16 protein-coding genes are annotated in these 15,186 nt (G+C 65.4%); 3 read left to right on the forward strand and 13 right to left on the reverse strand.

Annotated features, from left to right (window positions below):
- Positions 1-3: 3 nt before the first annotated feature.
- Together ACIA48_RS28460 and ACIA48_RS28465 are read right to left on the reverse strand one after the other, a co-directional pair.
- Entirely contained in the window at positions 4-198 is a 195-nt protein-coding gene (locus tag ACIA48_RS28460) for a ferredoxin (protein WP_396739355.1), read from the reverse strand.
- Positions 195-854 (reverse strand): TetR/AcrR family transcriptional regulator, encoded by a 660-nt coding sequence (locus ACIA48_RS28465; RefSeq protein WP_396739535.1) that lies wholly within the window; start codon positions 852-854, stop codon positions 195-197. The genes ACIA48_RS28460 and ACIA48_RS28465 overlap by 4 nt, the downstream gene beginning before the upstream one ends.
- A 113-nt stretch (positions 855-967) precedes the next feature.
- Here ACIA48_RS28465 and ACIA48_RS28470 point away from each other — a divergent pair, with 113 nt between their 5' ends.
- A complete protein-coding gene (locus ACIA48_RS28470; protein WP_396739356.1) occupies positions 968-1,702 on the forward strand; it encodes an alpha/beta fold hydrolase in 735 nt (244 codons plus the stop codon).
- A gap of 80 nt (positions 1,703-1,782) precedes the next feature.
- On the opposite strand, the gene ACIA48_RS28475 is transcribed toward ACIA48_RS28470, so the two are convergent.
- The 10 genes from ACIA48_RS28475 to ACIA48_RS28520 are packed head-to-tail and all read right to left on the reverse strand — an operon-like array spanning position 1,783 to position 12,354.
- Positions 1,783-2,595 (reverse strand): SDR family NAD(P)-dependent oxidoreductase, encoded by an 813-nt coding sequence (locus ACIA48_RS28475; RefSeq protein WP_396739358.1) that lies wholly within the window; start codon positions 2,593-2,595, stop codon positions 1,783-1,785.
- Positions 2,592-3,431 carry an alpha/beta fold hydrolase gene (locus ACIA48_RS28480; protein WP_396739360.1) on the reverse strand — a complete coding sequence of 280 codons (840 nt, stop codon included), beginning with the start codon at positions 3,429-3,431 and terminating at the stop codon, positions 2,592-2,594. The genes ACIA48_RS28475 and ACIA48_RS28480 overlap by 4 nt, the downstream gene beginning before the upstream one ends.
- Positions 3,428-4,018: an NADPH-dependent FMN reductase gene (locus ACIA48_RS28485; protein ID WP_396739362.1), complete on the reverse strand. Its 591-nt coding sequence runs from the start codon at positions 4,016-4,018 to the stop codon at positions 3,428-3,430. Before ACIA48_RS28485 ends, ACIA48_RS28480 begins: the two co-directional genes overlap by 4 nt.
- Positions 4,019-4,028: 10 nt before the next feature.
- Complete coding sequence (locus tag ACIA48_RS28490) at positions 4,029-5,018, reverse strand: cyclase family protein (protein WP_396739364.1); 990 nt, start codon at positions 5,016-5,018, stop codon at positions 4,029-4,031.
- Positions 5,019-5,028: 10 nt separating this feature from the next.
- Positions 5,029-5,841, reverse strand: a complete 813-nt coding sequence (locus ACIA48_RS28495; protein WP_396739366.1) for a coniferyl-alcohol dehydrogenase — start codon at positions 5,839-5,841, stop codon at positions 5,029-5,031.
- 3 nt (positions 5,842-5,844) lie between these two features.
- Positions 5,845-7,176 carry an LLM class flavin-dependent oxidoreductase gene (locus tag ACIA48_RS28500; protein WP_396739368.1) on the reverse strand — a complete coding sequence of 444 codons (1,332 nt, stop codon included), beginning with the start codon at positions 7,174-7,176 and terminating at the stop codon, positions 5,845-5,847.
- Between the two features lie 4 nt (positions 7,177-7,180).
- Complete coding sequence (locus ACIA48_RS28505; RefSeq protein WP_396739369.1) at positions 7,181-8,941, reverse strand: FAD-binding protein; 1,761 nt, start codon at positions 8,939-8,941, stop codon at positions 7,181-7,183.
- A complete protein-coding gene (locus ACIA48_RS28510; RefSeq protein WP_396739371.1) occupies positions 8,938-9,858 on the reverse strand; it encodes a 3-carboxyethylcatechol 2,3-dioxygenase in 921 nt (306 codons plus the stop codon). The genes ACIA48_RS28505 and ACIA48_RS28510 overlap by 4 nt, the downstream gene beginning before the upstream one ends.
- Positions 9,806-11,491, reverse strand: a complete 1,686-nt coding sequence (locus tag ACIA48_RS28515; protein ID WP_396739372.1) for a bifunctional 3-(3-hydroxy-phenyl)propionate/3-hydroxycinnamic acid hydroxylase — start codon at positions 11,489-11,491, stop codon at positions 9,806-9,808. Before ACIA48_RS28515 ends, ACIA48_RS28510 begins: the two co-directional genes overlap by 53 nt.
- Positions 11,488-12,354, reverse strand: coding sequence for an alpha/beta fold hydrolase (locus ACIA48_RS28520; protein ID WP_396739536.1), 867 nt, complete (start codon positions 12,352-12,354; stop codon positions 11,488-11,490). The genes ACIA48_RS28515 and ACIA48_RS28520 overlap by 4 nt, the downstream gene beginning before the upstream one ends.
- Positions 12,355-12,510: 156 nt before the next feature.
- Between ACIA48_RS28520 and ACIA48_RS28525 the strand changes: the two genes are divergently transcribed.
- Positions 12,511-13,239: an IclR family transcriptional regulator gene (locus ACIA48_RS28525; protein ID WP_396739374.1), complete on the forward strand. Its 729-nt coding sequence runs from the start codon at positions 12,511-12,513 to the stop codon at positions 13,237-13,239.
- 23 nt (positions 13,240-13,262) lie between these two features.
- Entirely contained in the window at positions 13,263-14,870 is a 1,608-nt protein-coding gene (locus tag ACIA48_RS28530) for an FAD-dependent oxidoreductase (RefSeq protein ID WP_396739376.1), read from the forward strand.
- Between the two features lie 18 nt (positions 14,871-14,888).
- Here the strand turns inward: ACIA48_RS28530 and ACIA48_RS28535 are convergent, their stop codons facing one another.
- Positions 14,889-15,185, reverse strand: coding sequence for a cytochrome C oxidase subunit IV family protein (locus ACIA48_RS28535; protein ID WP_396739378.1), 297 nt, complete (start codon positions 15,183-15,185; stop codon positions 14,889-14,891).
- Position 15,186: the final 1 nt, after the last annotated feature.

The following is a 15,186-nucleotide window of genomic DNA, read 5'->3' on the forward strand; positions in this document are numbered from 1 at the left end:
CCGTCATTCCTCGATGTGAATGGCCAGCGCTGGGCATGCCGCGGCGGCCTTTCGGGTTTCTTCGGCTTGATCGGGTCCGGGCTCGGAGATGAGCAGTTCGACGACGCCGTCGTCGTCACGCTGGTCGAAGACGTCGCTTGCGTTCATCACGCACATCCCGGAGGACACGCACTTGTCCTGATCGACACTGACCCTCACGGTCGCTCCGTGATGGGCGCCTGCCACAGGCCGACGATCGCGTCGATGAGGCCGGATGCGACCGAACTCCATGTGGTTCGGGGCATGACCGCGCCTTCGGCGAAGGAACGCTCGAAGTCGGCGCAGGTGTGCATCATCAGGTTTCGCACCATGATGTTGCGCTCGGTGACGACGGTCATCGGTAGGTCGGGCAGGCAACGCGTGATGCCCTGCACGACCAGCAGCACCGACGGTGACGCCAGCGCGTCCTTCACCACGATCTTCTGGTAGGCCGGATCGGCCAGTGCCTGAGCGGCGAAGCGCGCGTACCAGGTCGGGTTGCCGAGCTGATCGAGGTGTTCAGTCAGCGACAACACCAAACACGCGATCCAGTCCCGCAGATCGGTCGAGTCGGCGGTGTCGGCGACCATTCGTGCGAGCATCCGCTCCATGGGCACGCGGTGTTTCTGCTCGATCGCGCGCACAAGGTCGGCCTTGGTGCCGAAGTGATACCCGACCGCGGCGTTGTTGCCCTGGCCCGCGGCCTCACTGACCTGCCTATTGGAAACGGCGTACACACCGTGTTCGGCGAACAAGCGCTCGGCTGCCGCCAGGATCGCTTCCCGCGTGATGCTGGCGCGCTCGGTGCGAACGGTCCTGCTGGCTGTGGTCACCAGATCAGTGAACCGCGTCGCAGCCTTTAAGTCAAGCGACTGATTTAATTTTCTGGAACAGTTTTTTGGGGCCCTTGCCTGCGGAGATGCCGGCGACGCATAGAGTCCGGCTGACCATGACTCATTCCGGGGCCAACTCGCGGTTCACCGACAACGGCGGCGTACGGATCCACTACCTCGACTCTGGCGGCGACGACCGCGGCGCTCCCGTCATCTTCGTGCCAGGGATGACGTGCGTAGCCGAGGACTACACCGAAGTCCTGCCGCTGTTCGAGCGCAGGACCGTCGTGATCGACCTCAGGGGGCATGGCCGCAGCGACGCTCCGCCGCGCGGATACGACGCCGCAACCTTGGGCACCGACGTCGGCGCGGTGATCAACGCCGTCACCGACGGACCGGTGCACGTGGTGACGTTCTCCCGGGGTACGACCTATGCGCTGACGTGGGCACTGGCGAATTTCGAGCGCGTTCGCTCGGTCGCGATCGGCGACTACGTGCCCGAGGAGAAGGTGCTGACCCCCGAGATGTCGCGGCGCCTGCTCGCCGGTCGTTGGCGCGGAACCCCGGTCATCGACCGACTCGATGTGGACGCCGCGAACAAGACGTTCCGCGCAGCGCAGGAGCGGTCGATGTGGGGTCGGCTTGCCCGGCAGCAACTTCCGCTGCTCGCAGTGCGAAGTGGCGAGGACTTTCTCGTGGGCGACGAACAGTGGTCGCGCTATCGGACGCTGTTCCCGCACGCGCAACTGGTCGAGTTCCCCGACTCGCCGCACGACATCTTCCGTCCAGACCGCGGCCGGTACCCGCGACTGGTCGCCGAACACGTCGACCGCGCGGACGGCGGCAGTTAGGGCTTCATCGCTATCAACGAAATGCAGAGCTGCACTCGCACTTTCGCTGCATTTCGTCGATAGCGATGCACCACCGAGTGCTAGTCGGACTTGGGTTTGCGCGCGATCACCTTGCCCGCGGACGTGCCGCCGTCGATCGGTAGCACGGTGCCGGTGACGTAGCGTGAGCGGTCGGTGGCGAAGTAGAGCGCCGCTTCGGCGACGTCTTCCATCGTGCCCTCGCGTTTGAGTGGCCGATCGTTGCGCATCTGCTCGCGGATCTTCGCCTCGAACTGTTCCAGCTTCTCGAGATCCTCCCCCGTCGCGGATTTACGCACGATCGCGGTGCGGATGTTGCCGGGCGCGATCGCGTTCACCCGAATCTCATAGTGGGCCAACTCGATTGCCGCCGATTTGGTGAATTGGATGACGGCGGCCTTGGACGCCCGGTAGGTCATCACACCACCACCGGCCTGAATGCCGCCGATCGACGTCAAGTTGATGATCGAACCGCCGCCGTGCTGTGACATGTGTCGTGCGGCATCGCGCGTACCCGCCATCACCGCGAGCACGTTGACCGCCATCACCTTGTGGAAGTCGGCAAGGTCATCGTCGAGGAACCGGCGGTGCATCGTGCCCGACACTCCGGCGTTGTTGACCATGACGTGCAGGCCGCCGAATTTTTCGACGGCCGTCGACACCAGCCCGCTCACCTGATCGACGTCGGACACGTCGGCTTCGACGAAGACCGCGTTGGCACCGATGTCGGCAGCGAGGGCAGCGCCGCTGGCGGTGTCGACATCTCCGATCAACACCCGGGCGCCCTCCGCGGCGAACCTGCGCGCCAAGCCTTCCCCGAGGCCCGACGCGCCGCCGGTGACGACCGCGACCTTGCCGGCCAGTTCGTCTGTCATCTCGCTGCTCCTTCGCGCTGCTCGGCAAGGAACGCCAGCAGCAGGTCGTTGACCGCCGCGGGCTGTTCGATCTGCGGGCAGTGCCCGGCATCGGGGATCACCGCCGAACGGGCGGACGTGATCTGCGCGGCGATCTCGGCGGCCCAGCCTCGCGGGAGCAGTTTGTCCCCGCCGCCCTCGACCACCAGCGTCGGTACGGTGATGCGGTCGTAGGCCCGTACGCTTGACGGCAGCGGCGGTGCATCCAGGCCGGGCCGGCGAAACCTCGCCGCCGACAGGGCTTCCCACGCGCCGGGGGCGATGCTCGACTCGTACCTCCGTCGCACGTACCCCTCGTCGGCCACGTACGAGGGGTCGGCGAAAAGGGCTTCGACGATGCGGCGCATGGCTTCCGGTGTCGCGTCGTAGTCGTAGAGCGCGGCCGAGTGCTGGTTCCGTTGGATCTCGCCTCCGCCGCAGATCATCACCATGCTGCGCACCGGCAGCACGGGCGACTCCGACGTGGCGTCGACGAACAGGTTGACCGCGCCCATTGAGTTCCCGATGAAATGCGCTGTCTCGACCCCGACCGTCTCGCAGAAGCGCGCGATGTGACGGATGCGCATGCCCCGGCCGTCGTTGAAGTCGATGACCTTCGCGGACTCGCCGAAGCCCAGCATCTCCAGCGCCAGGACCCGATGCTGCTGCGCGAGTGCGCCGATGTTGTTCTCCCAGGCGATCTCGGCGTTGACGCCGAACTCGCCGCCGTGCAGCAGAACGACCGGATCACCCTGTCCCGCCTCGAGGTAACCGGTGGCGAGCCCGTCGACCAGGACGCTCTTGCGCGCTGCGCTCACGTGGTTTCCCACGCGGCGCGCGCGAAGGTGAGCAGCTGGCTGGCCAGCATGTCGAGCTGATCGCACACCGAGGTGTCGGTCAATTCGCCTGCGTCGTCCCAGATCTTGTCGGCCGAGTTGATGGCGACTCCGAGCGGCGTCGGCCAGGCGCGCAGTGCGTGCCCGACGGAGCGCAGCTGACCCAGGGTGCCTACCGCCGCCTGCCAGCCGTACGCGCAGCTGATGCAGCCCCACGGGGTGTTGTCGAGATAGACGCGCGGATCCTCGCGGAGATCCTCGATGTAGTCGAGCGCGTTCTTGACCAGGCCGGAGATCGCCCCGTGGTAGCCCGGCGATCCGACGACGACGGCGTCGGCATCGCGCAGGGCACTGACCAATTCGAGGGCCTTGGGCGTGCGCTCCAGTTCGTGCGGTGCGTACATCGGCAGGTCGAGGTCGGGCCCGCTGAAGAAGCGGGTTCGGCCGCCCTGGCGTTCGACCGATGCCAGGCAGTGGCGAATCGCGCGCTCCGTCGAGGAATTGGCACGAAGTGTGCCGCCGAGGCCGACGATCAGCGGAGCCCCGCCGGTGGTTGTGCTTGCGGTCATGATCCTTTACCTACTTGATTGCGATCGGGTTCACGGGAGATCCGACGGCGCCGGTCACCCGGAGCGGCGGTGCGATGAGCTGGAATTCGTAGACACCGTCGGCCGCGCAGTCCGCTGCCAATGCCGTGAGATCCCAGTACTCGCCGAGCATCAGCCCCATATCGCGCAGGCACAGCATGTGCATCGGCAGGAAACAGCCGTCGATGCCGGGAACCGGGTTCTCCACCATCAGATTGTCGGCCGCGACAGCCGCGACTTCGTGGTCGTGCAGCCACGAGGCGCACGTCCAGTCCAGCCCGGCGCCTGGTTCAGCGCCGTCGCGTGTCTCGAGAAACCGTGCCCACCAACCGGTTCGGACCAGGACAATGTCGCCGCGCTCGACGGTTACGCCCTGTTGGCGAGCGGCCTCGTCGAGTTCGGCGGGGGTGATCGGGTCGCCGAGGTCACAGAACGTCTCCACACCGCGCAGGCGCACGATATCGAGCAGCACACCACGTGAGGTGATGCCCCTGCCGTCGACCTTGTCGATACCGCAGTGGTAGGCACCCAGACTGGTCACCGAGCTCGCCGGGAAGCCGTTGTACAGCTTGTCTTCGTAGTACACGTGCGACAACGCATCCCACTGGGTCGCGGCCTGCAGCGGCATGATGATGACGTCATCGTTGAACCGCATCGGGCCGCTGGTCCAGTACTCGCTGAGCTGCATCGCGGCGGGATTCTTCAGCCAGGGCGGACCGTATTCGGCCAGCGTGCTCGCATCGCCACCGTCGATCGTCATCACATGCAACGGGTTCTGCCGGAAGTGGAATGCCCCCTGCGGCCCGGACGAGCCGAAGTCGACACCGAGGGGAAACAACTTGCCGTGCCGGACCAGACTGGCGGCCTGCGCGATCTTCTCCGTCGTGATGAAGTTGAGGGTGCCGATCTCGTCGTCGTCGCCCCAGCGTCCCCAGTTGCGGACGTCGTCGGCGACCCGCCGAAAGTCGGTCATGCTGGCCATAACTCGCCTCTCATCGTCGCGTCACCGACCCGGCGAGATCTGTCTCGCCGACTGTGCCACCGTCCACCCAGATCACCTGTCCGGTGAGGTAACTGGCGGCCTTGCTATTCAGGAAGACCAGCACGCTGGCCTGCTCGTCGGGCGTGGCCGCACGCCCCAACGGAGTGTGGAAGGAGTCTAAGAACTCCTGGCCGTACGCGGACCGCAATTGGTCGAGAATCGGGGTGTCGGTGACGCCCGGCGCCGTGCAGTTGATCCGGATTCCCTTGGCGCCCAACACCACGACATTGGCCATCCCATACAGGATGATCGCTTCCTTGGAAAGCCGGTAGCCGCCACCGTCGGCGACGGCATCCGAATTGCGCTCACACCATTGGATTCCCTCGGCCATCGTCGCGGTGTCGACCAACCCCGCCGTGACAAAGGCGTTCTCCCGATAGCCCGATGCGGCCAGTGACGACACGTTGGCGATGGCCGATCCCGGCGGCATGCTCGGTATCAGCGCTTCGGTAAACCGCCGGGTACCGAGGAAGTTGATGGTGACCACCCGCAGGGGATCCCGGATCCCCGACGACACCCCGGCGATGTTGAACAGGGCGTCGACGCGACCGCCGATCGACGCAACCGCCGCGTCGATCGATGCCGGGTCGTGGAGATCCAGCGGGATGAACTGACCGAGGTCGGCGTCGGGTGGGCGAATGTCGAGTCCGACCACCTCCGCGCCGAGACCGGCGAGCTGCCGCGCCACCTCAGCGCCGATACCCGAAGCACATCCGGTGACAACGACCCGGCGGCCGTCGTAACGCCACAGCTCGTCAGTCATGGATCAACTCTTGTCGGCAGTGGGGTTTCTGCTCGTCCACCCTTCCCCTGACTTGAGTTTCGCAGCCGCCGCCTCGATACCGGCGTTCATCTCGTCCATCGCCAGGGACACCTCGTTGGCGGTGTAGTTCTCGCGACCGGTGGGCAGACCGCCGAATGCGTAGGTCTCGTCAAACAGCGGTGCCTTCGACTTGGGCCTGCGCGCCTCGGCCTTCTCGAGGACCGGCGCGAGCCGCTTGGCCTTGTCAGCCCTTGCCTTTTCGTCGCGCTCGATGAACTCGGGCAGGACTTCTTTGCCCATTAGCTCGATGGACTCCATCGTCTCCTCGTGACGCCGCGGCGTAAGGAGCAGGATCAGTTCGTCGACACCGCTTTCCTCGTAACCGCGCAGGAATTCGCGCACGGTCGCAGGACTGCCGATCGGGCCGCGGTCCGGGCCGTAGACGATGCTCGGATCCTTTTCGATCTCTTCGAGGTGCCGCTCCCACACCCCAGTACGGCCTGGGGTGTGCATGCCGGTCATGTAGTAGTGCATGATCCCGAACGCGAAGAAGCCGCCGCCCTTTCCGAGCCGCTCGATGGCCTGTTCATCGGTCTTGGCGACCATCATCGACAGGTCGCCGCCGATCGCGAGGATGTTGGGGTTCATCTGCGGTGTGACGGGCACGGCGCTCTCTTCGAACTCCTTGTAGTACCCGTTGACACGCTCGGTCAGCGGGCCGGGGCCCGTGTAGGCGAAACTCAGTGCACCGAGGCCTTTTTGGGCGGCCATCGACACCGAGGCGGGACGGGTGCAGGCCACCCAGACCGGCGGGTGCGGCTTTTGCAGCGGTTTGGGGACGACGTTGCGTGGCGGCATCTCGATGTGCTGACCCTTGAATCCGGTGAACGGCTCCTCGGTCATGCACCGGATGGACACCTCGAGCGCCTCCTCCCACATCGCACGCTTGTCTGCGGGATCGATACCGAACCCGCCGAGTTCGCCCACCGATGACGATTCACCGGTGCCGAACTCCACCCGGCCGTTGGAAAGCAGGTCGAGGGTGGCGACGCGCTCTGCCACGCGCGCAGGGTGATTGACCGCCGGCGGTAGGTGCATGATGCCGAAACCGAGGCGGATGTCCTTGGTGCGCTGACTCGCCGCCGACAGGAAGATCTCGGGCGCGGTGGAGTGACAGTACTCCTCGAGGAAGTGGTGTTCAGTCAGCCACACCGTGGAGAAGCCGGCCTTGTCGGCAGCCTCGACCTCGTCGAGACCATCCTGGAAAAGCTTGTGCTCGTCGTCGTCGCTCCACGGCCGCGGCAGCGGGAATTCATAGAACAGCGAGATCTTCATTTCGTTACCTTTCGATCTTTAGTGTCGAACCGGTCTGAGGGCCAGACTGAACAGCCTTGTCGGGCAACTGGTCTGCGATGTGCTTGGCGGCCAGGTAGCCGAAGGTCATCGCAGGTCCGATGGTCGCGCCCGCACCCGCATAGCTGCGCCCCATCACCGCGGCCGACGTATTGCCGACGGCGTAAAGCCCCTTCACGAAGCTCTCATCGGAGCGGAGCACGCGCGCGTGCTCGTCGGTGCGCAGCCCACCCGAGGTGCCGAGATCACCGAGGATGATCTGGAACGCGTAATACGGCGGCTTTCCCAGCGGATATAGGTTGGGGTTCGGCAGCGTCGGGTCGCCGTAGTAGTTGTCGTACGCAGAATCGCCGCGGTTGAAGTCATCGTCGTGGCCCTTGTGTGCCAGCTCGTTGAAGCGATTGGCGGTGGCGCGTAGCTGCGCGGGCGGTGCGCCGATCTTCGTCGCGAGCTCCTCGAAGCTGTTGGCCTCGACCACGATTCCGGACTCCAGCCACGCCTTGGGAATCTTCCGCCCAGTCGGCACCGGCGCGAACGGCACCTTCGGAATCGGCAGGTGGCCACCGACGACATAGCGATGGAACGAGCGGATGTCGGTGACGAGCCAGCACGGGATGTGGTCGACGCCGGAGTTCTGTCCCTCGATCATCGCGTGAGCGAAGTCCATGTAGGGCGCCGCCTCGTTGATAAACCGCTTGCCGTCGCCGTTGACGACGAACTGCGAGGGCATCATGCGCTCGTTCAGCATGAATTGCAGCCTGCCGTCGGGCCAGCACATCGCGGGAAACCACCATGCCTCGTCGAGCAGCTCGGTGGAGCCACCGACCTTCTCCCCCGCGCGGATTCCATCACCCATCGATGCGGGATTGCCAAAGCTCCAGTCCTTCTCGAGGACGGGCAGATGCTGCCTGCGCCACTCCATGTCGTGATCGAAGCCGCCCGCGGCGAGGATCACACCGTGCCGTGCGCCGATGCGCTGAAGATGGCCATCTCGCTCGATGACCGCCCCGGTCACTGTTCCGTCGACATCGGTGATCAGCTCAGTCATCGGTGTGCTCAGCCACAGCGGAATGCTGTGCTCTTTGAGCGCCAGGCGCATCCTGGCCGCAAGCGACTGGCCGATCGCGGCCATTCGGTCACCGAACACCCGAGCGCGGAACATCCGCCAGATCAGTTTCATTAGCACGGCCTTACCGCGCCAGTTCTGCCGCACCTGGTAAAACAAGCGAAGATCTTTGGGGGCGAACCAGATTCCCTTGGGCGCCAGCGCCAGCGGTTGCAGCAGGTTCTGCTCCTCGTCACCGAGTTCGCGAAGGTCGATGGCGGGGACGTTGATGGTGCTGCCCAATTCGGAGCCACCGGGCAGCTCCGGGTAGTAGTCGGCGTAGCCGGGCTTCCAGACGAATTCGAACCACCGGCTGCGCCTTTGGAGGAACTGCATCATCTCCGGCGCGGTATCGACATATGCGCGCAACCGCGCGTCGCTCACCAGGCCGCCGGTGATCCGCTGCAGGTACTCGAACACGCCGTCGGGGTCTGGCACGTAGCCGGCTTCGCGCTGCGAGGGCGCGCCCGGCACCCAGATGCCGCCGCCCGAGAGCGCGGTGGAACCACCGAACTGAGGCGATTTCTCGACCACGAGCGTGTCGAGGCCGAACGCTTCAGCGGCCAGGGCCGCGGTCATGCCGCCGCCGCCGGAGCCGATGACGAGCACATCCACGGTGTGATCGAACGTATCGATGGTCACGGGTTACACACCGCCGTCCTGACTGCGAATCCGGCGATCAGTTCCGGCGCCGCGCGATAGAACCGGTGCCCAGTCTCGTACCGGCCGTGCGCCGCCAGTGCGGCGAACGCCGCTATCCACGTGCGGATCTCGTGTGCGGAGTGACCGGCCTGCTGTTCGATCCAGCTGTTCGACCAGCCGTCTACCTCGTCGAGACGGTTCGAGTCGACCAAGTCGAGGAACGCCTGATCCCATTCGGGATTCAGCGGTTGCAGCGGGCTGTCGCCGTGCGCGAACGCCTGCGCGGCGTCCATCACCGCCACCTGCCTTGCCTGCCGCTGTTCCGGCGTCATCGGTTCACCACCCACGATCCGTGCCAGCGCCGCGGGGGGCGCGGTGGCTAGCGTCGGCACCGGCGGATCGTGCGACAGGCCGCCGGATCCCACGACGAGGACCCGCTTACCCAACGTGGCCAGATAGGAGCCGACCGCGGCACCGAGTGCCCGGACTCTGCGAAGAGGGCCGAGCGGTGTGGCCACAGAGTTGATGAAGATCGGGATCATGGGCTTAGACGTCGCGTCACCGAAGAGCTTCTCCAGGGGTTGGACCGTGCCGTGGTCGACGTCCATGCTTGCCGAAAGCGCCACGTCCACACCTGATTCGAGCACTGCCCGCGCACAGTCGTTGGCGATGTCGGCAGACACATCCAGCGGGCCCGCCTGGGTGCCGTAGTCGCCGACACCCGCAGCCGCGGTGCCGATGCAAAACGGAGGCATCGTCCGGTAGAAGAATCCGTTGTAGTGGTCGGGTGAGAAGACCACGACCAGTTCGGGGTCGAAGTCCGCGACGAAACTGCGTGCGGCTCCCAGGGCAGACTCGACGTCGTCAAGAAGATCCCGCGACGGTCCCGGAAGGTTCAGCAGCGGACTGTGGGACATGCAACACAGGGCCAGTGCCATGAGAACTCGAGCCTCCTTCCTGGGTCAGACAGAGAACGTCGAACAGCGACGCGCTCACTTCGGGTGCGCGCTGCGCGATGCACGCGCCTGCGATGCATCGGTCAGGACGCACGAACAGCACGGAATCGGTGAAGACGTCGAACCAGGATTTCAGCGCACCCGTCCGATCGCCGACGACCGTCACGCTGGCGTCGTCGTGACCGCTCCAGTGCAGTTGGGTCATTGGTCGCGCCTCGACGAAACTGGCCCCCAACGCCTTCCAGCGATTGAATGCCTCGTCACCGAGAACCGCGCGCAGGTTGTTGCTCCAGCAGAGCACGGCGAAACCGGTGCCGAGGACGTCGTCGAGCAGGACGTTCTGGTCCGTCCGCGTATCGACGCGCGGCTGGATGAACAAGGTGCCGGTCGGCGAGTTCGCCGGACTGCCAGCGGCATGGAACACCGCGCCCTGCTGGTATCGCGGCATCGGCTTGAATCGCATCTCGAGTATGTAGCGCTTCAACGTCGGGACGAGCGACGCGCCGTGGATGACGCGGTCGCGCAGCGCGGCCACGCGCCGGTTCGTCGGCGAGATGACGCGCCCCACCATGGTGGACAGGTCGATCATCGCCCGGGCATGTTTGCGGCGCTCGGTGTCGTAAGTGTCGAGCAGGGCGTCGCCGGCCTGGCCATTGACCACCGCAGCGAGCTTCCACCCCAGGTTGGCAGCGTCGCGGATACCGCTGTTGTAACCCTGGCCCTGCCATACCGGCATCAGATGTGCAGCGTCGCCCGCCAGCATCAGCCGACCTTCGCGGAACGACCCGGCGATGCGCGAGTGATGGGTATACACGCGGTGGCGGATCATGTCGACCCGATCGGGATGCGGAACCCGTTGCGCGAGCATGCGTCTGACGAACGCAGGATCATCAGCGAGTTCGTCGGACTCGTCGTCGTGAATCAGGAATTCGAAGCGTCGGATTCCGTGAGCGATGGAAATGGACACGTACGGCCGCTTGGGGTCGGCTCCCACTTCGCTGTTCGGATGCCCGAGCGGATCGTTCGCGACGTCGACCACCAGCCAGCGCGTCGAGGAGGTGGTGCCGTCGAACGACACCCCCATCAGTCGGCGCGTGGCGCTGCGCCCGCCGTCGCACCCGACGACGTAACGCGCGTGCACGGACTCCTTGCCGTCGGCGAACTCCAGGGTGACTCCGTCGGGGGTTTCGACGCAGTTCTGCATGCGATGTCCCCACCGCACCTCGACGTGATCGAAGCGATCGAGCCCGCCGTACAGTTCGGCGTCGACCATCGGCTGAACGAAGCCGTTGCGCTTGGGCCAACCGAAACGTGCGTCGGGCGGCGCCATTTCGGCGAGCAACCGGCGTTTGGCGTCGAAGAAGCGCAAGATCTGATTCGGCACGGTGTGCGGCAGAACGCGGTCGACGAGACCGATGGACTGGAAGGTGCGGAGGGCCTCGTCGTCCAGTCCGACTCCGCGGGGGTAGTCGATGAGCGTGTCACGCTCTTCGACGATGAGCGTCCGGACTCCCTGCAGCCCAAGAATATTCGCCAGCGTCAGACCGGACGGACCGGCCCCGACGATGACGACATCCGCTTCGGTCAAACTCATGCGCGACCCAGCAGGAAATCGAGGTGCAGCCGGTTGAAGGTCTTGGGATCCTCGTATTGCGGCCAATGCCCGCAGCCGGGCATCAACTCGAACCTGGCACCGGGGATCATCGAGGCGATGCGGCGCCCCTCGGCGACATCGGCCGTCGGGTCATCGCTGGTCCACACGACCATCGTCGGCGCGGTGATCGACCCGTACTCCTTCGGGCCGAGCAGGTTCCGTGCACGGATGTCAGGATCCTGCAGCGCCATGATGTCGCTCATCGCGGCAGCGAAATCCGGTTGGCGATACACGCGCTGGCGGCTGGCGACGATGTCGTCGTAGTCCTTGGTCTTATCGGCCATCAGCCATTTGATGCGTGCCTGCACCGTTTCCCATGTCGGGTTCTCGGCCGCCGCCATCGACAACGTGATGATGCGCTTCATCACCTCGGGGTCGGCTTGCGAGCCGCCCGCGGTGTTGAGCACCAACCGGTCGATCCGATTCGGCTGGTCGGCCGCAGCGCGCGCGGCCACCCAGCCGCCCAGCGACTCGCCACTGATGTGAGCGCGTTCGGCACCGATGGCGTCGAGGAACGCCGTCAGATGGGACACGTAGTGGTCGACTTCGAGCGGATGTCCGGGTTTGTCCGTGTATCCGTGACCGAGCATGTCGATCGACCAGGTCGAGAAATGCTCGGCGTGCGACTCGAGATTCCGGACGTACGCCTCGGCGTGCCCACCCGAACCGTGCAGGAAGACCAGAGCGGGTTTCGCCAGGTCACCGGCGTGCAGATAGCGGGTGCGTACGCCGCCCGCGTCGATATATCCCTGCGAGAACGCTACGCCCTGAAGGTCACTCCAGACGCTCTCGAAGTCGAGCAGTGGAGACGATTCCGGCACTCGTCACCTCTCTTGACGGCGAGAATTTAATTCTCGTATTTTGTAAGCACTGTGCTCATTTATCGCACGTACATGTGCACTATAGTCAGAGCATCACTCTCCTGAGTGCTAGATGTCAAGGAAAGTCAGGTAGGTGCCATGTCTGGTTCGGTCGGGTCCGATTCGGTCGGCGGGGCGAGCCCCAACGCCGCGCCGGCGGGCGCGCCCGGCTCGCAGACGCTGGCGAGGGGTTTGGCGGCGCTGCAGTTGGTTGCGACGTCCCGATCTGGCCTGACGGCGCAACAGGTCGCCGATGACATCGGCGTGCACCGCACGATCGCGTATCGCCTGTTGTCCACGCTGTCTCAGTTCCGGCTCGTGGCCAAGGGCGAGGACGGTCGCTACCGTGCAGCCGCCGCGCTCGCGGTGCTCGGTGCGTCGTTCGACAATCATCTGCGCCAGCTGAGCCTGCCCACCCTCCGAACGCTGGCGGACGAACTCGGCAGTACGGTCTCGCTGCTCGTCGCCGAGGGCGACCAGCAGGTGGCCATCGCGGTGATCGTGCCGACAAATGTTTACTACCAGTTGTCTTTTCACGAAGGCAGCCGCTATCCCCTGGACCGCGGCGCCGCCGGACTCGCACTGCTGGCGAGCATGCCGCCGCGGCCCGGTGAGCGCGACCTGGTTTCCCGTACCCGGCAACAAGGTTGGGTGATCACCCACGGCGAGGTCGAGCCCAACACCTACGGTCTGTCCGTACCCGTGCACAGACAACCACCGTCACCGCCGACGTGCATCAACCTCATCTCCCACCGCGAAGATGTGGTGATGAACGGTAGGGACGCGGTGATCAAGGCGGCCAACGAACTGTCCGCGATCCTGTCCTGAGGATCGCCGAAAGGATTGAGCACGTGACCAATTGGGATCATGAGGTCGACGTCGTCGTACTGGGCAGTGGCGGTGCCGGCCTGACATCGGCACTGACGGCGGCGGTCAACGGAGCCTCGGTCGAGGTGTACGAGAAGGCCGCGACAGTCGGCGGTACGACGGCGGTTTCCGGTGGCATCATCTGGATTCCGGCGCATGACCGCTCCGCCGAGGGTGAGCTGACGGTCGAGGATGCAATGAGCTATCTGCGTGCGCAGTCGCTCGGTTTCATGGACGACGACATGGTGGACACCTTCGTCCGCACCGGCCCGGAGATGCTCGACTTCGTCGAGGCGCACAGCGAGTTGCAGTTCGAGGTTGCCGAGGGGTTCCCCGACTACAAGCCCGAACTGCCCGGTGGACGCCCGGCGGGCGGGCGGTCATTGAACGCCAAGCCGTTCGACCGGTCCCGGCTCGGCGAGTGGAGCGAACGCGTCACCTCGTTCCCCGCCGACTTCAGCAATGTCGGTATCGACGCCGAGACCCGGGCCCGCATCCACGCGTCGGTCGACGACGAATCGGGTGACTACTGCGTGGCGGGCACCGCCTTGATCTCCGGACTGCTGAAGGGACTGCTCGACCTCGGTGTCGTTCCGCACACGAATGCGCGTGCCGTCGAGCTTTTCGCCGACGCGCTGGGCATCACCGGGGTACGAATCATGCAGGGCGACAGTGAGTTGAATGTCCGCGCTCGCCGCGGGGTAGTACTCGGTACGGGCGGGTTCGAATGGGACCCGAAACTGGTCGAGGCGTATCTGCGCGGCCCGATGCGAGGTGCCGTCTCACCGCCCAACAACACCGGCGATGGCTTGCGCATGGCAATGGCGCACGGTGCCGACCTGGCCAATATGGGTGAGGCGTGGTGGGTGCCGATTGTGCAGCTGCCGGACGACACCTTCGAGGGTCATCCACGCAGCCGCAGTGTGCGGCTCGAGCGCACCCGGCCCCGAAGCATCATCGTGAACCGGGCGGGCAGGCGCTTCCTCAACGAGGCGGGCGAGTACAACTCGATGGCAGGGCCGTTCCACTTCCTCGACCCCAAGCTGGGATACGCGAACGATCCGGCGTGGATCGTCTTCGACTCGCAGCACTTCAAGCGATACGGGTTCCTGGGCGTGCTGCCCGAGGAAGAGGCCCCGGACTGGTTCGCGCCCTCAGCCGATCTCGCGGAGCTCGGTGAGAAGACGGGTATCGACGCGGCCGGGTTAGCGGCCACGCTCGCGTCGTGGAACGAGAACGTCGCTCATGAGCAGGACCCTGACTTCGGCCGCGGCTCGAGCGCTTACGACGGCTATTGGGGTGACGACAACGCCACGACGTCAGCGGGCAAGACGCTGGGCCCCATCGACACCCCTCCGTACTACGCCGTGCCGGTGTCAATCGGTGCGATGGGCACCAAGGGCGGGCCGCGCACCGACCGTGACGGCCGGGTGCTGCACGTCAGCGGCGCGGCGATCCCGGGGCTGTTTGCCGCGGGTAATGCGATGGCCGGCGCGACCGGGAAAGCCTACGGCGGTGCGGGCGGGACACTCGGCCCCGCAATGGTATTCGGCTACCGAGCCGGCCTGGCCGTGTCTGCGCGCACGCCGTAACCTTGTCGCGCGGAAGTCCTAGGCCGCTATAGCCGTGCCGACGAAGTAGCTGCCTAACAGGCAGGTGGCGACTAGAACCACCCAGCCATCGGTCAGTCGGCACAGCCATGCGGGGGCATGGCGCACCTCCATGAACTCCCGGAAGATGATGCGCACCTTGATAAGAGCGATCGCGATTGCGCTCACGGTGACCACAGTGCTGGCCGTAAGCGTTCCGTTCTGATCGACCGCTTCATCCATCCAGACGTAGGCCAGGGTCAGCAGCGTCAGGATCGACCAGACGATCAGGAGTCTCCTGTTGAACGTATTACTCACC

Origin of the sequence: Mycobacterium sp. NPDC051804 (genome assembly GCF_044452905.1) — a bacterium.
Taxonomy (GTDB): Bacteria; Actinomycetota; Actinomycetes; order Mycobacteriales; family Mycobacteriaceae; genus Mycobacterium.

Coding starts and splice junctions, on each gene's coding strand:
- ACIA48_RS28470 (WP_396739356.1), top strand. CDS start 968: ATGACTCATTCCGGGGCCAACTCGCGGTTCACCGACAACGGCGGCGTA.
- ACIA48_RS28475 (WP_396739358.1), bottom strand. CDS start 2,595: ATGACAGACGAACTGGCCGGCAAGGTCGCGGTCGTCACCGGCGGCGCG.
- ACIA48_RS28485 (WP_396739362.1), bottom strand. CDS start 4,018: ATGACCGCAAGCACAACCACCGGCGGGGCTCCGCTGATCGTCGGCCTC.
- ACIA48_RS28490 (WP_396739364.1), bottom strand. CDS start 5,018: ATGGCCAGCATGACCGACTTTCGGCGGGTCGCCGACGACGTCCGCAAC.
- ACIA48_RS28495 (WP_396739366.1), bottom strand. CDS start 5,841: ATGACTGACGAGCTGTGGCGTTACGACGGCCGCCGGGTCGTTGTCACC.
- ACIA48_RS28500 (WP_396739368.1), bottom strand. CDS start 7,176: ATGAAGATCTCGCTGTTCTATGAATTCCCGCTGCCGCGGCCGTGGAGC.
- ACIA48_RS28510 (WP_396739371.1), bottom strand. CDS start 9,858: ATGTCCCACAGTCCGCTGCTGAACCTTCCGGGACCGTCGCGGGATCTT.
- ACIA48_RS28515 (WP_396739372.1), bottom strand. CDS start 11,491: ATGAGTTTGACCGAAGCGGATGTCGTCATCGTCGGGGCCGGTCCGTCC.
- ACIA48_RS28525 (WP_396739374.1), top strand. CDS start 12,511: ATGTCTGGTTCGGTCGGGTCCGATTCGGTCGGCGGGGCGAGCCCCAAC.